The 23,637-nt window shown below is 46.9% G+C and carries 16 protein-coding genes; 7 read left to right on the forward strand and 9 right to left on the reverse strand.

Going from position 1 to position 23,637, the window contains the following annotated elements:
• Positions 1–4: 4 nt before the first annotated feature.
• Complete coding sequence (locus tag Q4Q54_RS15150; protein ID WP_311988855.1) at positions 5–514, reverse strand: DUF2141 domain-containing protein; 510 nt, start codon at positions 512–514, stop codon at positions 5–7.
• A 183-nt stretch (positions 515–697) separates the two neighbouring features.
• On the opposite strand from Q4Q54_RS15150, the gene Q4Q54_RS15155 reads away from it, so the two are divergent.
• A complete protein-coding gene (locus Q4Q54_RS15155) occupies positions 698–1,861 on the forward strand; it encodes a histidine kinase (RefSeq protein ID WP_311988856.1) in 1,164 nt (387 codons plus the stop codon).
• A 29-nt stretch (positions 1,862–1,890) separates the two neighbouring features.
• Positions 1,891–2,541 carry a response regulator transcription factor gene (locus Q4Q54_RS15160; RefSeq protein ID WP_311988857.1) on the forward strand — a complete coding sequence of 217 codons (651 nt, stop codon included), beginning with the start codon at positions 1,891–1,893 and terminating at the stop codon, positions 2,539–2,541.
• 93 nt (positions 2,542–2,634) lie between these two features.
• Here Q4Q54_RS15160 and hpf read toward each other — a convergent pair whose 3' ends face one another.
• The 4 genes from hpf to Q4Q54_RS15180 all read right to left on the reverse strand — a co-directional run bounded on the left by hpf (position 2,635) and on the right by Q4Q54_RS15180 (position 12,555).
• Positions 2,635–2,991 carry a ribosome hibernation-promoting factor, HPF/YfiA family gene (gene hpf / locus Q4Q54_RS15165; RefSeq protein ID WP_006080817.1) on the reverse strand — a complete coding sequence of 119 codons (357 nt, stop codon included), beginning with the start codon at positions 2,989–2,991 and terminating at the stop codon, positions 2,635–2,637.
• A gap of 248 nt (positions 2,992–3,239) precedes the next feature.
• Positions 3,240–4,808, reverse strand: a complete 1,569-nt coding sequence (locus Q4Q54_RS15170) for a PAS domain-containing methyl-accepting chemotaxis protein (RefSeq protein ID WP_311988858.1) — start codon at positions 4,806–4,808, stop codon at positions 3,240–3,242.
• A 352-nt stretch (positions 4,809–5,160) separates the two neighbouring features.
• Positions 5,161–9,483, reverse strand: a complete 4,323-nt coding sequence (locus Q4Q54_RS15175) for an alpha-1,6-glucosidase domain-containing protein (RefSeq protein WP_311988859.1) — start codon at positions 9,481–9,483, stop codon at positions 5,161–5,163.
• A 105-nt stretch (positions 9,484–9,588) separates the two neighbouring features.
• Complete coding sequence (locus Q4Q54_RS15180; protein ID WP_311988860.1) at positions 9,589–12,555, reverse strand: TonB-dependent receptor; 2,967 nt, start codon at positions 12,553–12,555, stop codon at positions 9,589–9,591.
• Between the two features lie 480 nt (positions 12,556–13,035).
• Between Q4Q54_RS15180 and Q4Q54_RS15185 the strand changes: the two genes are divergently transcribed.
• The 5 genes from Q4Q54_RS15185 (at position 13,036) to Q4Q54_RS15205 (ending at position 16,686) form a co-directional block, all read left to right on the forward strand.
• On the forward strand, positions 13,036–13,419 hold the full coding sequence (locus tag Q4Q54_RS15185; RefSeq protein WP_006080815.1) for a DUF3649 domain-containing protein: 384 nt from the start codon (positions 13,036–13,038) through the stop codon (positions 13,417–13,419).
• A gap of 1 nt (position 13,420) precedes the next feature.
• Positions 13,421–15,118, forward strand: coding sequence for a PepSY-associated TM helix domain-containing protein (locus tag Q4Q54_RS15190; protein WP_311988861.1), 1,698 nt, complete (start codon positions 13,421–13,423; stop codon positions 15,116–15,118).
• Positions 15,115–15,465, forward strand: coding sequence for a DUF3325 domain-containing protein (locus Q4Q54_RS15195; RefSeq protein ID WP_006080813.1), 351 nt, complete (start codon positions 15,115–15,117; stop codon positions 15,463–15,465). The genes Q4Q54_RS15190 and Q4Q54_RS15195 overlap by 4 nt, the downstream gene beginning before the upstream one ends.
• A 107-nt stretch (positions 15,466–15,572) precedes the next feature.
• Positions 15,573–16,010: an OsmC family protein gene (locus Q4Q54_RS15200; protein WP_259482003.1), complete on the forward strand. Its 438-nt coding sequence runs from the start codon at positions 15,573–15,575 to the stop codon at positions 16,008–16,010.
• Positions 16,011–16,245: 235 nt separating this feature from the next.
• A complete protein-coding gene (locus tag Q4Q54_RS15205) occupies positions 16,246–16,686 on the forward strand; it encodes a hypothetical protein (RefSeq protein ID WP_311988862.1) in 441 nt (146 codons plus the stop codon).
• A gap of 106 nt (positions 16,687–16,792) precedes the next feature.
• On the opposite strand, the gene Q4Q54_RS15210 is transcribed toward Q4Q54_RS15205, so the two are convergent.
• From Q4Q54_RS15210 to thrC, 4 genes are all read right to left on the reverse strand, one after another.
• Positions 16,793–20,077, reverse strand: a complete 3,285-nt coding sequence (locus Q4Q54_RS15210) for a S41 family peptidase (protein ID WP_311988863.1) — start codon at positions 20,075–20,077, stop codon at positions 16,793–16,795.
• A 358-nt stretch (positions 20,078–20,435) separates the two neighbouring features.
• Positions 20,436–21,293, reverse strand: a complete 858-nt coding sequence (locus Q4Q54_RS15215; RefSeq protein WP_311988864.1) for a transporter substrate-binding domain-containing protein — start codon at positions 21,291–21,293, stop codon at positions 20,436–20,438.
• Between the two features lie 289 nt (positions 21,294–21,582).
• On the reverse strand, positions 21,583–21,885 hold the full coding sequence (locus Q4Q54_RS15220; RefSeq protein WP_014620644.1) for a hypothetical protein: 303 nt from the start codon (positions 21,883–21,885) through the stop codon (positions 21,583–21,585).
• Positions 21,886–22,249: 364 nt separating this feature from the next.
• The gene (gene thrC / locus Q4Q54_RS15225; RefSeq protein WP_311988865.1) at positions 22,250–23,533 is read right to left on the reverse strand and encodes a threonine synthase; all 1,284 of its coding nucleotides are present in this window, start codon (positions 23,531–23,533) and stop codon (positions 22,250–22,252) included.
• Positions 23,534–23,637 lie beyond the last annotated feature (104 nt).

Here is a 23,637-nt window from a genome sequence, read left to right on the forward strand (position 1 = left end):
TCCCTTAGCGAATATGTATAGTGATTTGCGCATCGGCCTGCAGACTAAAACTGGCGTCTTTAAAGCTCGCAGGCCCAAAACTGCCGGCGTTATTGCTAAAACCATAGCCTTCACTCGGCACACCTAACATATTGGTATCTAAGCTGTGATTACCGTTTTCATCGTGAAAGACCTTGACCGCATATTGACCATCGGCTAGATCGCTAAATACCAGCCTATGCTCTGTCTTAGTGACGGGCGTTATCATAGATGCGCTGGGATTGTGGCCTGCGGCGTAATCCTCGGCATTGGCATAAAGCTCAACCATTAAGGCGCCGGTTTGTACTTGAATATTATCGATATCCACAGTCAGGGTATGTGTCTGGCTTCCTTTGGACATGGAGCCTGCCGACACGCTTCCTGCCGACAAGAGCAAGCAAGCTAAGCCTGCGCCCCAAATCGCTGATAACGTCCTTTTGGTCATATTTGCTCGGCGAATCTGAGTTGTTGTCATCGTTAAGTTCACGTGTTTCATGTCTTACTCCTGTTATTTGCGCTGATAAGTAACTGCGATGGAGTTAGCTTAAAAAATCACAGGACTAAAAACAGGTGCCAAAAGTCATGAAACAAGATTTTAACAAGATGACTTTTGGCATAGTGACATCTGACGCTGATACCTTAGAATGGTCGGCAGAATTGGATTAAGGAATCGTCATTCGTGCTAGAGAATCGATTAGCGAAAGAAGAGAGCATGTTAATTGCCGCAGGAGTGCTCACTTGGGCATTAGTGGCTTGGGTTGGGATAAATCAAACCGCATTGCATACATGGCAAGGCATGCTCAATGCCACGCTTTATGGGCTGTATTTAGTGGCATTTATACTGATAGCTACCGATAAAGTTGCGCATAACAATATTCTGTTTCGTCGCCTTGCCACACTAGCAATGCCGCTTATCGTGCTGAACTTATTACTCACGGCAAACCATGCATTGCTGCCGATCCTCTTCGTTATTTGGGCGTCACTTTTGCCTGAGTTCTTTAATCGCCGCCAAGCCATTTCGCAGTTACTGTTAGCCAACCTTGTTTATTACGCGCTGCTGCAATGGCATTTGCATGAACAAAGCAATGTGTTCAATATTTTGATCTATCTTGGCTTTCAATTCTTTGCCTACAGCAGCAGCCAAGCAAGGCTTTCCGAGCGTAAATCACGTTTGATACAAGAACAGCTAAACCAACAGCTTATCGCCACTCGCGCCCTACTTAGCCAAGCCAGCGAACAGCAAGAAAGATTAAGGATCTCCCGCGATTTACACGATATTCTCGGCCACCAGCTCACAGCACTCTCTCTGCAATTAGAAGTACTGAGCCATAAAGCGCCCGAAGGCCTCAAACCTCAAGTTAACCAAAGTAAATCCTTAGCCAAAGAGCTACTTGAAAGTATTCGCGCCGTCGTCAGGGCTCAAAGAGTGCAAGTGGGATTGGATTTAGTCCCACCTTTAGAGGCGCTGATGACCCGCTTACCCAGCGTCACTCTCACCTGCAAGGCGATGAAACCACTGCAATCAGCCGAACTGACTCAAGCCCTGCTGTTAGTCCTGCAAGAAGGCATCAGCAACGCCGTGCGCCACGGCAAGGCGAATCAACTGCAACTGAGCATGGAAGACTCCCAAAGCGCACTGGTATTGCAACTGAGCGACAACGGCGTGGGGCTAACACGGGTAGCCGCGCGAAACGCATCAGCTAAAAGCGGTACAGGACTTTATGGCACAGGGCTTAGCGGCATGCAGGAAAGACTACAGCCCTTTAATGGCAAGGTGCAGCTAAGGGCGAATGACTCGGCGCCCGGCTGCCAACTCACCCTCACCCTCCCAGCACTCGCTTAACTTTTTATTGAAAACTCTTTGGAATCGCTATGGATACGCAAAACAACATCATCAGTGTCGGCTTAGTAGAAGATCAACAATTGGTTCGCCAAGGCATCGCTAGCCTGCTCGCCATTTCCGACAACATTCGCGTGGTGTGGCAGGCCGAAGATGGCCAAGATGCACTCAGCCAACTCGCCAATAATCCTGTCGATGTGCTGCTCAGTGATATTCGCATGCCAAACCTTGATGGCATCGCCATGCTCAAACAGATACGTCAGAGTGCCAATAGTTTACCTGTCATCATGTTGACCACCTTCGACGACAGTGAGTTATTCCTCAATAGTTTACAGGCGGGAGCCAACGGCTTTTTGCTCAAGGACGTGTCACTCGACAAGTTACTGCACGCCATCGAAACCGTCGCCAAAGGCGGCTACTTGATAGAGCCTTCGGTACTCAAACAGATGAGTGAGCCTAAACCTGCACCTAGCGTTGGGGTAACTAGAAATGAATTATTGTCGGAACGGGAGCGGGAAATCCTCAGTTTTATGGCGGGCGGCTTCTCCAACAAAGAAATCGCCAATGCGGTATTTTTAGCGGAGGGCACAGTAAAGAATCATGTATCTAACTTACTCACTAAACTCGATTGCCGAGACCGCACCCAAGCTGTACTCAAGGGCTTACAACTGGCGTTGATTTAACCCATTAGCATTCTGGAAAAAATCATAGCCAACAAAAAGGGCCAGTTAAGGCCCTTTTTGTGCTCACCTAAGGCGGTGAGTAATGATTAAAACCTAACGAAGCTCCATCTCTTGGATAATTTCATGGGCAATGGCTGGCGTTGTGCAGCTCGGGGTTTCATGTAAATCTGCTTTTAATTGACCTTTACGGTGCTTAAGTGCTGCATCTAATTTTTTCGATGCGGCCTTGATAGCTGGGTACATCACCTCATCGGTACCCGAAGCGGAAATGCGGCTGCCTTCATAATTGGTTCGAATTTCAACCTGATACTCGCCATGCTCTTTCGCAATAATGATATCCAGTGCGATCAGAGAGGGAAAATGAGTGGCGATCTTAGCAAATTTCTCGTTAACATCTTCTCTAATAGAATCAGTAACATCGACGTGGTGACCAGAAATATTTATTTTCATAGGTTGTCCCTTTTAATGTCATTACTTTTATTTTCGCTTCACTACTAGAGCTTGGGGCATACAGAATAAAACACAAGGGATATTGGCAAATATTTCGATCAACTCAGGTATTAGCATCTCCTAAATGTGACAGCCATCAAGAAGTTGAAAATAAAACTGTCCGAAAAATGCGATTAAGTGATTGATTTATAACCAGGCATTGATAGTAAATCAATCACAAAATTCAATGCGACCTAAAGTAAATACACTTAATATTTACGTTGCACACTCTGCTGCCAAAACTGTTGTGACAGATGATGCGTCTTAGTCGATAGACGCGACACTTGGTCGCCCCGCGCCGCCGCATCGAGCGTCTGCTCTAAACTCTGCTGAGCCAAATCGCTGATCACATGAATAGCACGACTGATTTCAGCGGCCACTGAGGTCTGCTGGGTCATAGCGGCGGCATTATCATCACTTAAGGAGTTAATCCTTGATATAGATGAAAGCAACTCGCCAAAAGCAACACTGGCTTCCTGCGCTAAGCCGACCGAACGTTTAACCTGCTCTTGTCCCGCCATCATAGTCGAAGTCGCCCTTTGAGTACTTTCCCTAAAGCGGCTAACAATTAATTCGATTTGCGAGGTGGATTGGCTAGTACGACTCGATAATTGTCTGACTTCATCGGCCACCACGGCAAAACCGCGGCCACTGTCCCCTGCCCGCGCCGCTTCAATTGCCGCATTTAAAGCTAACAGATTAGTTTGATCGGCAATGGCACGTATCACCTCAAGCACTTGGTGAATTGCACGGCTATCTTCTTCAATCGTTTGAACCACATCGGAAAAGTGACTCACTTGCACACTCAACTCATGAATCGCCTCTATGACTGTTTCTAAACGTGAATGACCGCGTTGAGCCGCCTCGTGGCTCGACACCATTTCAGAGGCGGTGCGGTGAATATTGCCCGTCACTTCGGCAAAACTGGCGCTCATCTGCTCCATCGCTGTTGCAGCCTGCGTCGTTTGCTCACTCTGGCTATCGGCATGTTCCCAAGTGTTGGTAATGGTTTGTTTAAGATTGACACTTTGAGATTGGATTTCACTGGCAGAATCCGCCATGCGCCCGACAACGCCACCAATTTCGGTGATCAAAAAGCGCAGAGCAAGATCCAATTTTCCAATCTCATCTTGGCGGCCGGTATACACGCCCGTCGCCACAGGATCGTCAATAATATTAGTCGCCATCGACACGAGTTTTTGCAGCGGCTGCATCAGGAAATACCATGCTAGGCACGCTATCGTCATCCCCGCAATTGCAGCACCAATGGGAGAATAACTGGCAATCATTGTCGTAGTCATAATCGAAATCAGCATGGCCAGCAGTATCTTACCACTGAAACCTAGCCTATCTTTGCGCAATGCTTTAGGTTGCTTGCCCTGATTTATATCGCTGTAAATACGCTCGGCAGCTTTAATCTGCTCAGGGGTCGCTTGACGGCGAACAGATTGATATTCGTGAATTTTACCGTCTTCATACACAGGTGCGACATAGGCATTTACCCAGTAATAACCGCCATTTTTAGTGCGATTTTTAACGATCCCCATCCAAGGTTTACCCTGCTTAATTCGCTCCCAAAGGATCTTAAACGCAGCCGCTGGCATATCTTGATGACGCACTATGTTATGGGGATTCCCTTGCAACTCAGCGGCGCTAAACTCGCTAATCTGCGAAAAAGTCTGATTCACATATTTAATGTTTCCCTTCAAATCCGTCGTGGATAGTAGAATCGCATTATCTGACAGGTGTGTTTCACCATTCTTAGAATTTTTATGCATAGGGTTATCAGGCTAGGTCTCGGTAAAAAAGATAACGAGCATTCTGCCAAAACCTCAGTACATCAAAATTGATAAAGCTCACATTGGCAGCATAAAAATTAACCTAACGCTAAACAAGCAGTAACCACTAGACACACCTAAGCAAATAAAAACAAACAATTGTGACAAAGCCAGCAAGTCAGAAAATCCATATCTTGTTTCGCTCACAGTTTTAAGCCTTGCCTCCGTATCGGTTAAATATCTGTACCTCTCCCGCTCAGGGGAATAAAAAAACCACCTTAAGTTCGCACTTAAGGTGGTTTTAAATTCACAGCGAATCCATGGTGAGTTAACCGCGGCTCGCTGCGTTAGCCTAATTAACTTGAGTCACAGTTAAGGTTGGCGATTTAGGATCTGGACCTGTCACAGTAAAGCGATAAGTTGCATCCACTGGCGCATTAAAATGCATATTTGCCCCCTTTGAAGCCAAGACTTTTAACCCATCAAGCGTCACAGCCTCATCCCCCACCACAGCACCAAAATCGACACTAGACCAATCTGATGAAGCAATTTTGAACTCGTTATCACCTGCGATTAACGCGATATCGACACTGTAAACCGAAGCGCCTTGATAGGCTAACGTGTCCACTGTGCCCCAGCCATTCATGCCGCCACGAATGTAAACCGTGTTCGCACCAAACATCGCCGTTTTATACACGCTGAGTTTAGGTTCATTACGATTTGACGCATCAAACACAAAGCTGTAGGTATCATCGCTGTCGAAGGTGATGCTCATATTGCCGCCTTTGACCGCCAGCAATTTCTCTTGATTGAGCACGACGACACCATCGGCCTCACCGGTACCATAATCTACGGTAGACCAATCACTGGACGCGAGTTTAAAGCCCTTAGTACCAGCCGTGATAGCGAGATCAACGCGATATATCCCACCGCCCATATACTTGACTTCGTTATCAGTCCCCCAACCATTCATATCACCACGCAGATACACTGGCGTTCCTACAAATGGCTCTTCGTTATAAACGCTTAATACGGGATGGTCCTTATCCGATGCATCAAGGGAGAACACATAGGTTGCCGTTATCCCCGCGGAAAAATGCAGATTCCCGCCCTTCGCTGCTAGCGCTTCGGCCACGCCTTCATCAACTTGCGCGACATCAGCACTTATGGCACCAAAATCAACGGTATTCCAGTCTGCCGAGGCAATTTTGAAATCATAGTCACCGGCATTCAGTTTGATGGCAATACGGTATTCGCCAGCGCCGACGTAGGCGAATTTATCGACCTCACCCCAGCCATTCATGCCGCCACGGACAAATACATCGGTACTGCCATAGGGCACAACATCAGGCGCACCAACTGTGGCATTTGCCGAGAGACCCACGCCCTGAGCACCGCTTTGTTTTTTCACAAATACAGCCGTGCTGTAGGCAGGAACCGTAAATGTGCCTTCATTCGCACCCTCACTAAAACTTGCGCCGCGGATTTTGGCATCAACAGAGTTTGCTTGTACTTCGTGTAAGCTAAAGCCTGCTGCAGTCGGCACTGTGTGAGACTGCTCCGTTGCGCTGCCGTTGATCATCACCACGATGGCATCGACTGCCGGGTCGAGATCGCTAAGACCCACACCGTCGTCAAGGCTCATGACAATGACACCTTGTTGCTGACGTTTACCGATGTTATGGAATCCCACCCGCTCAATAATGGTCTGCTCATCGGTCAGTCGGAATAATGGACTCTGATGACGTATACGTAAAAACTCGTTAAATACCCCAGAAGCCAATTCGATATCCGACATGGACGCCGCCGCATTTGGGTTAGCAGAAATACCCGCAATCTGCGTCCATTTGCTGCTGTTATCCTGCGCTGGCGGTAAACCTACATTCCAGTTATTGCTGTTGTAGGTAAAGTCGACATAGTTAAACCAGTCACCCGAGTCATAGCTGTTTCTGTCCATCGATTTTGAGCGCAGTAAATCACCACCCATTTGCAGGAACGGCACCCCTTGGCTCAAGAGTGGAATACTGGCAGCAATGTTTTGAACTCGCACACGATTTTCAATACTCAAACCAATGGCATGTTTATACTGCAGGATATCCCACAGGGTTTCGTTATCGTGCTTAGACACATAGTTAATACTGTCGGCAGGATCGAGAGCATAAGCACTCGGTTGTGAGTTCCAGCTAAAGCTACTGCCCTTAGCAGAATTGCCATTAAAGTCTTTGAGTACATAGTTTTGTAAGTTACCCGCCAATGATAAGCGTAGGGTATCTTGCTCCCGCAGGTAGTCATCCTTTGACTCAGTCGCAAACAATGCGCCACCACGCACCGCCTCGCGTATTCTGTCATTAAAGGTGCCCACTTCGGAGCCTGCCATATTGGCTTGGGTTGCCTGTTCGAATAAACGATTATCGGCAACTTCACCAAAGTTCCATCCTTCACCGTAGAAGTAAGTGTCTGGATCGACGGCCTGAACAGCGGTTCTCGCATCGAGAATACCTTGCTTAGGCATGTGCCCCATCACATCAAAACGGAAGCCGTCATAGCCATATTCTTTGGCAAGCAAAACTAAAGAATCAGTGACGAGTTTGCCCATCATTCGATGTTCAGTGGCGGTATTTTCACAACAGGTTGACTGTTCCATCGCGCCAGATACAGGGTCATATCTGTGGTAATAACCAGGAACGACCTTATCAAGCACAGCGTTAGCATTCACGCCAGAAGCGCTCGTGTGGTTATACACAACATCTAATACGACTCTGAGACCAATATTATGCAAGGCTTGGTTCATTTCGCGCAGTTCAAGCACTCGCGCCGTACCCTCAGCCACTGTGGCATAACTGCCTTCAGGTGCAAAAAAATGCTGCGGATCGTAACCCCAGTTAAAGCCATCTAAACCACGCATAGCATCCACTAATGCCTGCGCATCACTTGAGCCGGGTAAGCTATTCGCCAGAATACTCTCTATAGTTGCTGACTTGTTTTGGGTTTTACAAGCATCGGCCGTATCATTGATTTTGCTGCATAACTTGGCCAAAGTGTCGGTCATTTCGATGCGTTCACTGGCATTTTCATTAACCGTTGCCATATCGGTGGCGGGCAACACATGGAAGTGAGTTAAGCCATTATCAACCAGCTTTTTAAGGTGTTCGACTGGCGCAGAGCCTTGCTCGGTAAAGGCCAAATATTTACCACGATGGGCGGCACTTGTACTCTGATCTCGAATACTAAAGTCTCGAATATGCCCCTCGTAGATCACCGCATCTTCTGGGTGAGCAATCGCAGCAACGGTTTGGTTATCCCAGCCGTCAGGTTTAAGGTCCGCATCATCCAAATTAATAAACTGACTAAAACGACCGTTACTCGACACATTTAGAGAATAAGGGTCAGTGCTTTCTAACGACTCAAGTTTTTTAGTCGTTGGATGGTACACATTGAGCGCATAACGATAATAGAGGCGATTAAGGCTAGCATCACCGCGATAGGACCAGATACCAGTGAGGCTATCTAAGGTCATATTCTCAGTGCTTTTAAGTGTTTTATTGGCATCATAGACTTTCAGTTTTACATCTTGGGCCGTCGGTGCCCACACTGAAGCAATAATGTTAGCCCCATCGTAAACCACACCGAGCGTAGCCTCATCAGCATCTTGGTCGCCCTGTGTGTAAAGATCATCAAGCACCTTGGCCGCTTGCACATAAGTTGCGCCAACAGGTTTGTCATCGGCATCGTAAGCGACTAATACTAATTGATCTTTTGCAATGGCTTTGGCTTCATCCGCAGTAAAATTAGCAGTATAAGCAGGCCAATCTGCCAGCACTGGCGATAACGCTTTTTGTGCATCGCTTAAGGTCGCGGGCGTCAAGGTCACTTGAGTGCCACTGATCACATTATTATCATCGGCGGCGATATCAGCCTTAGCTGAATAATGCAATTTCACGCTTGTCACCCCCTGTGGATCTTGATTCCACACAAAGGTATTGCGATCTAACCAGTGGGCACTCATACCTGAAATAGAGAAACCTGTCTCTAGAATCGGATACTCATAAACATCCGACTCACCGTGAATGGTGAAATTCACGCGAACATACGTCGCATCGTCCTGTACCAGGGACATGGTTAAGTTGTTTTTACCTAAGGCTTTACCCGCATCATCCGTACCGGCATGCACAATAAAGTTGCCGCAGGCACCATAACCTTCCTTCAGATTAAGGATCCAATAGGCGCCATAATTAGGGTCAATACCATCGAAGGGATGGCCGTTGCTCCAGTCGCTGGTATCAAAAGGAGCGGCATAGGCATCACACTTTTCATCGTTCCAAGTATGTAATTTGTACTTAGGATATTCAGCGTTACTCGCCGTATTGTTTTTATCTTTAATGCGATTGTAGTAAAGCACTGCTTGATTGGCTTGCGGGAATACGCTTGGCGCGGGTAACGAGGGATCTAAACCGTTTATACAACTCTCGTTTTTAGGATCAGGGAATTTAGGCGCCTTACAACTGATAGGCGTTGGTGCAACGCAGCTTGTGCCCGTGGCATCGGGCACCATAGGCACATCGCAAGTTAATAGCACTTTACCCGGTTCAGATGAATCACTGCCGCCACAGGCCGAGAGTAAGGTCATACTCAGAGCTAAGGCCGACAGTTTAATAAGATTAGAGATACTCAACATGAGTGGTTTCTCCCAATTTGCGAATAAGACGCCGTGAAGCAAAATGGCGCAACATGTAATGGATTTAGGCTCTGTGCGTCTAAGCACACTAACTGATGCAATGGATTACATGGCATAGGTGAACCCCAAGAAAAATTCGCGGCCAAAGTACTGTAGGGTGCCGGTTTTCTGCTCGGTGCCGAAGTAACTCTTAGTCGGTTCATCTGTGAGGTTATTGACTTGGAACAGTACGTTTAAACCGTCCGTTACTTGGTAGGAGGCTTGATAGTCCATCACGGTTTCGGAATCGAAATTCACCACTTGATCGTTAATCGCCACCTGTTCAGAGACAAAAGCATCACGGTAACGAGCGCTGATACGGGTTTCAAAGCCCTCATAGCCATAAAACAAGGTTGCACTGAACACATTATTCGATAACCCAGGTAAAGATTGAGTCGCACTATCACCGCCTAGGCTGGTAATGGACTGCACCTCACTCTCGGTATAAGAATAACTGGCGTTAAAACCTAAACCGGAAAATAAATCGGGCAAGGAAGCAAACACTTGGGTATAAGCCAACTCTAAACCGCGAATGTATCCACCCTCAGCATTATTCATTGCAGTAGTGTAAGTGCCATTACTTGTTGAGGTTTGCACCCCAGTAACAGGATCGACGATGTAATCCGGCACGTTGAAGCCATTCCCCTTAAAATCGAAATTGGTGATAGCCACAGTATCAATAAAAGAATCAATATTTTTGTAGAATAGCGCCGCGACAAAGGCGCCTTCATCAAAGTATTTCTCGTAGGAAATATCATATTGATCCGCATAGAAAGGTTTTAAATAAGGGTTATTAGTACTGGAACCATTGATGACCCCATCGCTATTAACCGTTGCGCTCGCATCTCCCGCCAAGCGGTTAATGGGCGGACGCGACATCACTTTAGCGGCTGCTAAACGGATTTGAGAATCTTCAGTGATCTTAAAACTAAGGTTAAGGGACGGTAGATAATCAACATAATCTATCCCTTTGATTTTAGGTGCATAGTAGTTATTTACTATGCCTAAATCATCGACAATGTACTGAGCGCCAAGCTCTGGATGTGCACCAACATTCTCTAAGACAGTTGCAGATTGGTCTGTTTCAACACGGCGTAAACCGAGATTTCCTGTGACTGGAATACCACCAATCTCGGTATCAAAATTAACCATAGCATAAGCCGCAAACACCTTTTCGAACACCTCCCCACTTTGCAATACGGTCCAAGAATAGTTAGTGGTATAGCCCTTAGCATCGAGTACACCATCGGCATTTCCCCAAGTTTGTACTGGTTGTGGGATACCTTCAGGGAACCAAGCCGCTAGCGCAGCGTCGAGATCAATGGCGAGATAAGAGGGAAAATAACTGAACTCACCCTGCCAATCGACGACCGAGGCCATATCAGACGTCAGCTTGAGTGGTGGCTCAGCGCTAGAGAAAGCGCCATCATTGCCATATTCAAATACCGAGCGGCGATTGGAGTAATTGCGATCAGAGTAACGTACACCAAACTCTACTGAGCTGATGTAATCATTCTCAAGGTCATATTTAAAATCAAGGCGATAAGCCTTTACCGCATCTTCATTCTCATAGGGATAGATGCCGTACTTACTCACCATCACCCGATCCAGATCGGTGAAAGCATCGGCTTGATTAAAGCCCACATCGGGCAGATTAAGCCCGTTAAGTTGATAACTAATCGAGACATTATCATCGAAAACTGGGGTGGCGGCATTAGCATCGACAGCAACGTTCGCCCATAACAGGCCATTCCTAAAGTTACTTTTGGCTGAGGAATAGGAAATATCGGCGGCGACATTCAGTCTGTCTGTCACTTGCCAGTCAACATTTAAGCCAAAGCTATTCACTTCATCAAAATCTTGGTTATCGTCGTTTACAGTCTCAACTCGGGTGTAGCTCTTTGAGGTGCGATTAAAGGTTCCGCCAATAACAGAATTGCCATCGAGTACAGGATTGGCAATCGCAGCGCCTGAGCCACCAAACTTAACCCTGAATCCTCGGGCAAACGATTCGCTATCGAAACGCGATAAAAATGAATCGGCCTTGAGCTTAAAATTATCCCTAGGTGCCCACTCAATCGCGCCCATATAACCGTTACGAATTTCAACGCCACCAAGGTGCTGTAGCTCAAAACCCTCGCTGATGTACTCATTCGCAGGGGCATCAATAGGACCGTTGGTATCATTAGCCAGTCCATCAACTTCTTTGCTGTCATTATAAGCCAAACCGATAAATTGGGTCGCTACACTGGGTTGTTTTAGACGGGCATAACCTAACGCCACGCCTAAGGTATCGTCGAAGAACTTACCCTGATAAGACATACTCAATCTGTGGCCATACTCGTCAGCACCATACACTTCACTGGCTCTGTCGTTGTACATACCACGGGCATTGACCAGAAAACTATGGTCTTTATCGGATTGCAGTGGGCTGACTGTTTGCAGTTCAACTGTGCCTGCAACGCCCCCTTCAATGAGTGAGGCTTTAGGGGATTTGTACACAGCGGCGGATGAAATCAGTTCAGACGGGTATTGATCGAACTCGATACTGCGAGTACCACTCGTCGATACCTGTTCACGGCCATTTAAGGTTGAAAAAACAAAACCGCCAGACATACCGCGAATGTTAATTTCCGCCGCTTGTCCACCGGTACGTACCGCTGAAATACCGGGTAAGCGGGTCAGCGCATCCGCCATTGATACATCGGGTAAGGCGCCAAGATCATCTGCCGATAATTGCTCTGATACTGTGTCGCCGTAACGCTTAGCATCGAGGGAATCAATCAGACTTTTGCTGTAACCTTTAACCTCAATACGTTCGATATTTGCCGCTTCATCGCTGGCTTTTTTGTTGGTTTCGACACTCTTGGTATTCGTGTTGGTATCGTTTTTTATATTGTCGTCTTGAGCTTGTTTGGCCTCCTGTTGAGTTGGCGTAGTCTCTGCTGCAAAGGCTAACTGCGGTGTATACACCACACTAAAGCCTGCTGTCGCGAGAGCCATGGTCAAGACGCTGAGTTTACAATGACGCATTTGGCATTCCCCTATGTCATAACGACTTGTTTTAACCCGATGTTCTATTCACCACATCAATCCAAGAAACATAGGGCAATCAAAGTGTCATACTAACGGTGTAGCGTTTTTCGCCTCAATGGGATGCATACGTATTCATAACTTATCGTTCACAATATATTAACTATAAATTTTTAGCCTTTGATTTAAAAGATTTATATTCAAAGCTAAAAAAATACAAAAACACAACCTAGTAACAATCTGCACCTCCGTTAGCCCAAGATCACATATTTACATTCGAATCTAAATGATATCGTTTATCATTTGAATTAACTAAGTTATACTTCTCGCGGTTAGCTATTCCCCTGTTAATAGAAATGCATTCACCGTTAAGCCGAGTCTTCTGCCGTTAAACCAGAAAGCTCAAGCGCACGTTGCAGAATTAACCGTAACGGATAGCCATAACGGACCCATATTGGCTCGAAATGAGAAGTGGCACTTATGTCTAATACACCCGCGTTTGAAACGTCAACGCAATCATCTGCAGTGCAAACGCGCTCTTTCTCACTGATTTCACGGGGGATTGTGCAAATTGCGCGATGGTTTAAGCAAGAGCAATCGCTGTTTGCCTTCAAAGTCTTTGCCCGCGCGAGCGCCGCCCTACTGGCGGGTTATATTGCGGCGGCCACCTTGGCTTGCCTGCTGACAGTCGTGCTACCAATGCCCCGCTTCGAAAGCACAATAACGGCCAATATGTTGGCTTTTCTGTTTTATGCCATCGCCATTATTTACGCCTTTTGTGTACGTAAAACCTGGCATGCATGGCGAGATTTAGGCCTAGTGAGTTTGTTATGTTTTGGGTTGATTCAGGTGTGTGGACAATAGGATGAAAGAGACATTTTTTAGAACCTTATCTTGGCTACATACTTGGGCAGGTTTGCTCGTGTGTTGGGTGTTATTGTTGATCTTTTTTGCGGGTAGCTTGAGCTATTTCCGCCATGAGATCAGCCTGTGGAACGAACCCGAATTACACCAAGGGGTTTATCAAAACTATCAAGCCGATACGCTCGCAAATCAGCTGGATAAAGGCCAAGATTATATCGCAGCGCATTCGCCCGAATCGGCGCAGCGTTGGATGATAGGTTTTCCAACCGAACGAAAACCCTTTCAAAGTGTGAGTTGGCAACTACCGCCAGAAAAAGGTCAACGTCGCGGCAAGACTGAAGAACATGTCGCCCTCGCCGATGGCAGCGGCATGATCTCAGCAGTGCGCGCAAGTCGTGGCGGTGATTTCTTCTATCGTCTGCACTTTGACTTGCATTATATGTCAGCAATTACAGCTCGATATATCGTCGGCATTTGTACTATGTTTATGCTGATCGCCCTTATCAGCGGCATAGTGATCCACAAGCGGATCTTCAAGGATATGTTCAGCTTTAGACGCGACAAGGGCGCCCGCTCTTGGTTAGATGTGCACAATGTGAGCTCTGTCATCGCCCTGCCCTACCATCTGATGATTACTTATACTGGGCTTATCACTCTGATGTTGATCTATATTCCGTGGACGGTGGATACCGCCTATTCGGGTGACAGCCAAGCCTTTTTAAAAGAGCTGAACCCCGCCAGACAAACCGAGAAAGCCACGGGGATTAGCGCGCCACAGGTGCAGCTGAGTCAATTACTGCCGCAGGTGCAAGCCGCTTGGGGCGATGCGCCGATTAAGCAAGTGATAGTGTCATACCCTAAAGATCAAAATAGCCAAGTGACCTTTTACCAAAACACAGGTAAAGATGTGACCGATGAGGCCAACATTTTGATATTTAACGGGGTCAATGGTGAGCTTAAGTATGCCAGCCCGCATGAAGCCTCGGGAGCATCCGCTACTTACGACACTATGATGTCGCTACACACGGCGCGTTTTGCCGCCCCGCTATTACGCATATTGTTCTTTTTCTGCGGCTTATTGGGTTGCGCTATGGTCGCAACAGGCACTTTGATGTGGGCCATTCGCCTACGTCAAAAACAACAGAAAGCTATAGATAAAGGCGAGAAACCAAGCTTGGGATTACGTTTGGTTGAAGGGTTAAACTTCATGTTTATCTTAGGATTACCCTTAGGCGCTGTGAGCTTCTTTTACGCAAATCGTCTGCTATCGACAAGTTTTGCAGGCCGCTCTGAATGGGAAGTTCACAGCTTCTTTATCGCGTTGGCGGCAATGGGAGTATGGGCTTTTTTGGGTCGTTCACGTCGCCAGTGGCAAGCAGCATTGATACTCACAGGCAGTTTGTGCTGTGCACTGCCCGTGCTTAATGCCTTCACATCGCCGAGCAATCTCATCGACAATATTCAATCCCATCAATGGCCTTTAGTCGGATTTGATGTGCTCGCCATTCTACTTGGCGGCGCTATGCTATTTGCCAGTAAAAGATTAACTTTGATTGCCAAAGCCCCAGCTAAGCGCCCAGCAAGACCCGCATCTAATGCGCCGAATGCCAAGGCGAATAAGGCGCGCCGCAGTGAGCCAAAAACATCCCTAGCCAACGAACTTACCTCGCCGTCTTCATTGGAGGAAGCCAAATCATGATGCCAGAATTTATCCCTGTACTTGGCATCTTAGGCTTAAGTTATCTCTCACTGGCCCTGTTCGCCTTAGCTAAGTTTGGGCATTTTAAGGATGTGTTTAACCGTCCACCAGCACAATGGCAGAGCCATTTGCTCACCTTGTTTGCTTGGTTATTACTGGCATTTAGCTTAAGTGCCTGCGCGAGCGATCAAGGCTGGGCCTACGGTAGCATTTTGTTTATGGGGATTATTTCCCTCGCGGCCATGCTGGTCATACTGACGTTAAGCTACAGTCCACGCCATTTACCGATTGGTATCGTGGCTGGCAGCGTACTCACAAGCAGTCTATTACTGAGCGCTGGGCTATAACTTCTCCGCACTAATCTATAACTTCCTGCCGCACTGGGCCACAGGTCATGGCTAAGTGCGCACCGCTAGGCTATAGTGCCCTGATGTCCTTCAGATAGGAGAAAATAATGGGCTTTAACTTAACGGTTAACTGGCAAACCTCGCCCGCCGAAGAAGGCGAATTTTGTCGAGACCACAGTATTACATTTGGCAGCGGCCAGACGATTCAAGCCTCGTCGGCACCGGAATATAAAGGCAATGGGCAGAATGTAAACCCAGAGGAAAGCCTGCTGGCGGCGTTATCCTCATGCCATATGTTAACCTTTCTCGCGATTGCACATCTTAAGCGCTTACCTGTCACGTCCTATGTGGACAATGCCACTGCAGAGCTGGGTAAAAACGAAGCGGGCAAGTTGGCCGTCACTAAGATGGTGCTGAATCCTAAGGTCATGTTTGCCGAAGGGGTTGAAGTCAGCCAAGAAACCCTTGAGAAAATTCACGAAAAAGCACATGTAAATTGCTTTATCGCCAATAGTTTAGCGACAGATATTCACATCAAGTTTTAAGATTTTGCTGATATCTACGGCCCGCTAATGGTTTCCTAAGCGGGCTTTTTTATTGCCGCACCGCAGATCATTACCAGTCTGACTCATTGTCATCACCGAATCACCGTCGCCGCTCCAACAAAGAGTCTTACCATCTGCATCCCCGAAACCTTTTCCATGGTTCAGCTCATGTCCAGCTTTTAAACCGTACGATAGAAGCCAATCTTAGCTTGGTATCAACTGTTGGAGTTAAACGATGCACATTCAACCACTGCGACATTCCCCGTCTGTCAGCCCACAAAAAAATGTCTCCAACGCTGAATTTGCACAGGTTAACAATGCCGTTCAAACCAGCGCACCAACATCAACTGATACAGTAACGCTTTCTCGCGATGCAAAACAATTTGCTGCGAATGCGCAAAAACCAGCTGAAAAACCAGCAGAAATGCCAGCACTGAGGGATAACATAGAAACCTTAGTCGAATTGAAACACGCGAAGATGAAATACCAAGTGATCACCGATATGACCAACATAGCAACAGGAACAAGCCAAGGGATTTCAGCGCCAACGGCCTATTACCTAAGCCATAACGAAGACGCAAGAGCGATGACAGTTAATCACATTGCCCAACAACAGCAAGTGAACACTATGCAGATCTTCGCAGAAACGAGTAAGAATATTAATGAATGGGCATAAAAATGGGTGTTGTCTCGGGAACTAAGAGACAACACCCTAACTTTGTACGCGACTATGCTAACTGAGATACCTTAAATTTTAGTTAAATACTGAATTTAAATATCAATTACTTAGCTTTTATATCCTGCGCCATTCCTTTTACTGGCAGAGGTTGCGCTTTTAAAGCTGGAACAGGCTGCTTAACCAACTCATCCTTCAAATAGCTTATCGCTGTCTCAAGCTGCGCATCTTTACCGTTAAAGGTGGCGAAAGGTAAGTTATCGACTTCAATATCCGGCGTTACGCCATGTCCTTCCAGCACCCAGCGACCATCCATTGCATACTGTGGATACTCGGCCACTCGCGCCATACCTTTATCGGTCAGCGAATTTCGCCCAGATAACCACACGCCCGCGCCTGCCGTTTGTTTACCAATTAGCGGCGCAATACCCAGCGCTTTAATTCCCGCTGAGAAGGTTTCACCGTCGGAATAAGTCAGTTCATCGGTTAACACTACTAAATGGCCACGGAAAGTTTGCTGCATATTGGTGTTTGGCGTGCCGTGAGTCGGTTGCCAAAACGCCCAAGCGCGGCGCAATAACTTCTCGATAATCCAACTGTCGATATTGCCGCCGCGGTTACGGCGAACGTCGATAATCAAACCGTCTTTATCATAATTGGTATAAAACTCACGGGCGAAACTTTCAATATCGCCGCCGCCCATGGCATATAAGTGCAAATAACCAATCTTGCCCTTACTCGCATCCTCGACCACAGTCGCGTTATGGCTCACCCAATCTAAATAACGTAATTGGCCATCCACCATAGCGCTGACGGGCATAACGATGGTTTTATGGGTTTGGCTGCCACGCTTAAGTTGCAGTAATACTTGCTTGTCCTGTTGATTGCGCAACAGCCGCGTGACATCGGCCACGTTCGCCACTGGCGTGCCATTGATGGCCAGCAGCACATCGCCTTCTTTGGCATCGACTTCGATACGATTTAACGGTGAAGCGTTAGCTGGCAACTCAGGATCGTTACTGTAAATATGCGCAATTTTAACGCCATCGGCGGTTTGCTGTAGACGCGCACCTAGGCTAGCTGCTTTAGCCGCATCGGGATCTTTGGGTAAATCACCGCCGCGAACCTGTGAGTGCAAAGAATCCAATTCGCCCATCATTTGCATGAAGATATCGTTCAGTTCGTTACGGTCAGTCAGGCGGTCAAGCAAAGGTTGATACTTAGCTTTGGTCGCTTGCCAATCGAGGCCGCGCATCTTCTTATCGAAGAAAGATTCCCTGTGCATCAACCAAGCATCTTCAAACATTTGTTGCCATTCAAGCTGGGGAGAAATCGCTAATTGCCATTGATCCGTTTGCACTTTGGCATTATCCGTATCGCCTAGCTTATCGCCACCGTCAACAATCATCAGCGCCTTGTCATTGCTGAACTTACGCAGCATCAGCTTTTTGCCATCGGCAGAAACCGCATAATGACCAATATCCTCGGCAAAAACCTCGGCTTTCGGACTTAATGGATCAAACTTGATGGTCATCAGACTCGGTTCAGCGTCATCACCCATCGCTTGGTCGAGCACATAAAGCCTACCATCGACGGCGCGCAGTTCACTGTAATTGCCTGAATCGATAGGCACTTGCCATAGGCGCTGCGAAATACCAGACCAATCGATTTTCACCGGATTCGGTTTATCCTTGGCATCCGTTTTGTCAGCTTGGTTAACGCTGAGTTCATTGGGTTTACTAAAGGGGAATTTGGCATTGTTAACTAAGGCGATGGCTAAAATTTGGCTGCGTTTATCAAACACTGGGCCCATGTTTCTATCGCCCCAAGGTGAACTTGGCGTGGCGCTGAATTGGCGATTTGACAGGAAATATAACCACAGGCCGTCACTGCTAAAGGTTGGCGAATAGGATTCGTACTTATCGCTGGTGAGCGTCTCGGCCTTATTTTCATCCACAGAGTAAAGGACGATTTGCGGTCTTTGTTTACCGATTTCCGACTTAGTTAATGCAATAAAACGGCTGTCTCCGGACCAGCGGATATCGGCGTAAGGCCCAAGTCCCTCACCGTTAGTGATGATTTTCTGATTGGTATTTTTCTTTAAGTCGAGCAGCCAAACATTACCATCATTATCGTCGTGGGCGATAAATCGACCGTCATTGGACAGATTCAGGCTCATTCTTAAGGTATGACCGTCTTTTGTCAGCTGCTTAGCGCCACTGCTGCCATCGGCAGGGAATTGCCAAATTTCCTGCTGACCCGTCATATCGCTGATCGCATAAACAGACTTGCCATCTTGACTCAATATCGCTTCTCTCACGCGATAAGTCCCTGGCAGCGCAACTTGCACTAAGCGCGAGCCATCAACACCCGCGATTGCCACATGGCTGCGGGCGGTGATCACCACTTTATCGCCAGCAAGGGCCAAATCGGTAGAGGATGCGTAATCCATAGGATCTTTCACCCAGTGCTCACGGCGCTGGGCAAAATCGGACGTGAGTTCAATATTGACTAATGCGTCTTTTGCGGCCGCGATATCAAATACATGGATATCAGCACCCTGCTGGAAGACCACTTTGCCTTGATCCATCTGCGCGCCGCGGACTTGCCAATCTTTAAATTGGGTCAACTGTTTTGCGTCTGAACCATCGACCGCCATCGACCAGAGGTTGTCGTTACCATCGCTGTCGCTGATAAAATAGAGTCTGTCTTGCCATAGCATAGGTTGACGCACTGAGCCGTCGTGCTTGCCGCTGAGCAACTGGGCTTCGGTTTTGCTACCAAGTTTGAAGCGCCATAATTCGCCCTTTGCGCCGCCACGGTACACTTTGGCATTATCGCCAGTGACTTGCAGGCCAAAGCGTGTGAAGTATACATATTCGTTGCGATCATCAATCACACCTTCGACCGCATCGGCTAAGGGTAAATCTGTGGTCGTGAGGGTTTTAGGATCGACTCTGCGTAGCATCCAATTATTCGCGGGGCCAAAACCACTGTCGGTGGAATATAAAATCTCGCCTTTGGCTGTCCAACCTTGAACCCGCACACGGCTATTCTCAAAACTCACCCGCTTGGCCACACCGCCGGCAACCGGGATCACATACACTTCGCTCGCGCCTTCATAGTTGGCCACGTAAGCCACCCACTTGCCATCGGCTGAAATGGTCGCACCTAGCTCCTCTGCGGGTAAACTCGTTAAGCGGGTCGCCGCCTTTTGACCTAAGGTCTGAGTCCATAAATCCCCTTCAGCAGTAAAGACTAAGGTTTGATCGTGCAGGGCTGGCGCGCGGTAATATCCTTGATTGCTCACCGCATCGGCAGCGATGGCTTGGGCCGCAGTGAACGTGCCTAGGGCAAGCATGCAGCAGGTGACAGAATGGCGAAGTTTCATGTATGACCTCTATCCTATTGTTATTTTTAGCAATGGACTCTTTGACTACGAGATTTTGCTAGCAGATTTAGCGAAGAAATTCTTGCCAGAGACGTTTGCGAAAAAACGCAATCAAGCCCAAAGCATGACAATTTAGCCCACCAAGCTAGCAGAATTTAATAGAGAGTTCAGTAACTTCGAGCCAGAGAAGTTTTAGCAAATGTGTCACATCTTAAATCGCGGGAAAACAACTGAGTAAAAAACAATATTCTTTAGCGGAAAACAACAAAGATCATAGCGTTACCCTGTTGCACCACGATAAAAATCGTCAGGAGTAAGACAGGATTAGCTAACGTGAAGGGCTAGTGTTAAGGCCTGATTACGGGCTGACGTACAGCGTCTTTAGTGGACTGTTTAGGCGGCTCATATTGGATTGTTTCGCCAGTGACATTTGTTGCCATTTATTGATCACGCGTGCAATTTCACCGTTATCCATCAAGGTCTTAATCGCCTGATTAAACTGCTCTAACTGGCTTGGCGTCATACTCGCTTTACTGAGCATTAAATGGATATGGTTTTGATCTAACACTAACTTGAGTGGCACTAGCTTGATGTGTTGATGCTGACTGGCAATATAGGGCATGGCCATAGTATCGCCGACGATCATATCCCCGCGACCATAGGTGAGCATTTGTACCGACTTATCTGAGTCAGGGCTTAACACCAATAAATGCTCCTGCTCTAATCGATATTGAGACTCTTGATAATCCGCGCCATACCAACCGCTTGAAGGCACAAGCAGGCGTAACTTTTTGGTAAAAATGTCCTCCCACTTATCGACATTAATCTGATCTTTTTGCTCATCGAGCACGAATAAGCGCAGCTCTTCGTCTCGATAATAACTGGAAAAATGCGCATAAGCCTGACGTTCATCCGTCATTGTCGCTCCCATCAACACATCTAACTGTCCAGCTTTCAGCATCTGATGCGATCGCTTCGCGGGCACATTGATAAAATTGATTTCGCAGCCGAGATACACGGCAAATGCCCGCATCAGATCCACATCTAAACCTTGAGCTTCTCCTTGGGGATCTTGCCAAGCATAGGGAGGCCAGTCGTTATAACCGACTTTAATGGTTTTATGACAGGGTAAAGGACTATTAACCTGCAACGCACTTTTGGCGGGCAAGGCTAAAAAAAGCAGCAATAAGACAGGAACGTATTTAAACAATGACATAGGCTAAGTTACTTGCCCCTTAAGTTGGCGATCCTCTCCTGATGAAGATGAAGCAAAACGGTTCAACGTCAGGCTTCCGCGGTGTTTTAATACCTAAATAAGCGTAGTTGGCACTTAGACAGTGCGCCATAAACACCAGTCAGATCATAGTAATTAACCGAAATAGGGCGCGGAGAATAACAACAAAAAAGGACAGTAGCTAGTTTAACGCGTTTAGTGTAGCCGACTTAATGCACTTGCCATAAAGACTCCGCCTGAGTAACTGAAATCAAGTTGAAGGTTAAGCTAACTAAATCTGACACTTATAAATAACAGCAACTACCTTAGTGGGATCGCCCATATCAGTCTGTAACCAAACGATGTGCGTGCCGCCCAATTGCTCTCCCTGAGCAATGGCAGACTCTTTGGCTTCATCTAGATTATTCTCGCGGCGGCTCACCCCAGTGACGATGGCAAAACTGTCGCAATGGGTCACTTCAAAATCGTAGGCTACATTTATGCGCCGATATAACTCACGTTGATCGGTTGCACACCCTGAGGCTAAGACGCAAAAACAGACACTTAATAGAAAAAATCTAGACAAATCAATCAACCCACTGAGTAAACACGCGGGTGAACATAAACAATTAAAACCAATAAAATTGTGAACTTAATCACATTTTTATTACCAAAGATAATACAATAAGTAACAAATATTAATTAAATATCATGTAGTTAAATAAAAGTTCTTTTATGCTCTGCGGCAACACGGTTTCATCAATTTATCGTTATTTTGCTTACACCTGTAAAAAGTGCGCTTATAAAAAAATGCATTTGTAAAAAGTGTACTTGTTGGCAATGTATTTATAAAAACGTATTTATCAAAATTGTGCTGATAAAAAAGGGAGCTAAGCTCCCTTCTCTTCTGTAACGCTATCTTATCTCACCGCTAGGCCAATACCTTAAGTACAAGCAGCTTAGGTTAAAATTTTGAATAAGTGCGCTTTCAGTGCGGCAAAATCGGCGGGTAATTCAGCCGACAAGATAGATTTATGGGCAACGGCCTCAAGTTCAACCGGCAGTGGTAAGTTAAGATTTAGCTCTCTATCCACCACATCCTTAAATTTAGCGGGATGCGCTGTACCTAAGAATATACCCACTTCGTCAGGCACTAAAGTTAAAGACAAGGCTTTAGCTGCAATCGCCGCATGGGGCTCAGACACATAACCCAGTGCATGCAACTCAGCTAATGCCAGTGAAGTTTGCTCTTCAGATAAACGCATGCCCACTAAGTTACTCAGCGGCCAAGCTAATTTCTCACAAATGGCTTCCACTCGCGGCCAGTTACTTGGCTCACTCACATCCATCGCATTAGACATAGTCGCTTGAGTCGGATTGGGCTGCCATTGGCCGTTTTCTAAATAGCGCGGCACAGTATCATTCGCATTGGTTGCGGCGATAAAGCGTTTAACCGGTAACCCCATGGCTTTGGCGAATAAACCCGCCGTCAGGTTACCAAAGTTACCACTTGGCACTGAAATCACAGGATCGGCATCGTGGCGCTGTTTAGACTGGGCAACGGCTTCAAAGTAATAACAAATTTGCGCAAGTAAGCGACTGATGTTGATAGAGTTCGCCGAGTTTAAGCTCAAACCCTCGCGGACTTCAGGATCATCAAAGGCGCGCTTAACCAGATCTTGGCAGGCATCGAAATCGGACGATACGGCAACTGTATGGATGTTTTTGCCCAACGTCGTGAACATCTTTTCCTGTAGCTCACTGATCTTTCCCTTAGGATAGAGCACCACCACATTGACTTTCTCAAGTCCATAGAAGGCATCGGCAACCGCGGCGCCTGTGTCACCCGAAGTCGCAGTCAGAATGGTTAAGCGTGTGTCGCCGACAAAGGTATTGACGCATTGCGCCATAAAACGTGCACCAAAATCTTTAAATGCCAGAGTAGGACCGTGGAACAATTCGAGGCAAGCGCGCTGCTCATCGACGGCAACTAAAGGTAAATCGAAGTTAAAGGCACGTTCAACCAGGTCATCAACCGCATCTTGCCCTAGTTCAGAGGCAAGCCATGCACCGAGCACTTTTTTACTGCGCTCAACAAATGGCAGCGCCAGCAGCCCTTCAATATCGTCTAATACCGGAATTTGGGTGGGGAAGAACAAACCTCTGTCCTGACCTAAACCTAATTGCACTGCTTCTTTAAAGCTCACTTTCTGCGAAGGGTGTTTTAAATTATATAGTTCCATGCTCACTCGACCTTTTGATGCTAAGCCTTAAATGCTAATTCTTGATGCATGCTTTTTATGCATAAGATGGATATTTAGCCTTAATGCTTAGGCTTGATACTAAA

It is taken from the genome of Shewanella sp. SP2S2-4 (assembly GCF_031932025.1).
Classification (GTDB): domain Bacteria; phylum Pseudomonadota; class Gammaproteobacteria; order Enterobacterales; family Shewanellaceae; genus Shewanella; species Shewanella baltica.

Bases quoted from the DNA above. Each gene is read 5' to 3' on its own strand.
- Q4Q54_RS15150 (WP_311988855.1), bottom strand. From the start codon at position 514: ATGAAACACGTGAACTTAACGATGACAACAACTCAGATTCGCCGAGCA.
- Q4Q54_RS15160 (WP_311988857.1), top strand. From the start codon at position 1,891: ATGGATACGCAAAACAACATCATCAGTGTCGGCTTAGTAGAAGATCAA.
- hpf (WP_006080817.1), bottom strand. From the start codon at position 2,991: ATGAAAATAAATATTTCTGGTCACCACGTCGATGTTACTGATTCTATT.
- Q4Q54_RS15170 (WP_311988858.1), bottom strand. From the start codon at position 4,808: ATGCATAAAAATTCTAAGAATGGTGAAACACACCTGTCAGATAATGCG.
- Q4Q54_RS15175 (WP_311988859.1), bottom strand. From the start codon at position 9,483: ATGTTGAGTATCTCTAATCTTATTAAACTGTCGGCCTTAGCTCTGAGT.
- Q4Q54_RS15180 (WP_311988860.1), bottom strand. From the start codon at position 12,555: ATGCGTCATTGTAAACTCAGCGTCTTGACCATGGCTCTCGCGACAGCA.
- Q4Q54_RS15185 (WP_006080815.1), top strand. From the start codon at position 13,036: ATGTCTAATACACCCGCGTTTGAAACGTCAACGCAATCATCTGCAGTG.
- Q4Q54_RS15190 (WP_311988861.1), top strand. From the start codon at position 13,421: ATGAAAGAGACATTTTTTAGAACCTTATCTTGGCTACATACTTGGGCA.
- Q4Q54_RS15195 (WP_006080813.1), top strand. From the start codon at position 15,115: ATGATGCCAGAATTTATCCCTGTACTTGGCATCTTAGGCTTAAGTTAT.
- Q4Q54_RS15200 (WP_259482003.1), top strand. From the start codon at position 15,573: ATGGGCTTTAACTTAACGGTTAACTGGCAAACCTCGCCCGCCGAAGAA.
- Q4Q54_RS15205 (WP_311988862.1), top strand. From the start codon at position 16,246: ATGCACATTCAACCACTGCGACATTCCCCGTCTGTCAGCCCACAAAAA.
- Q4Q54_RS15210 (WP_311988863.1), bottom strand. From the start codon at position 20,077: ATGAAACTTCGCCATTCTGTCACCTGCTGCATGCTTGCCCTAGGCACG.
- Q4Q54_RS15215 (WP_311988864.1), bottom strand. From the start codon at position 21,293: ATGTCATTGTTTAAATACGTTCCTGTCTTATTGCTGCTTTTTTTAGCC.
- thrC (WP_311988865.1), bottom strand. From the start codon at position 23,533: ATGGAACTATATAATTTAAAACACCCTTCGCAGAAAGTGAGCTTTAAA.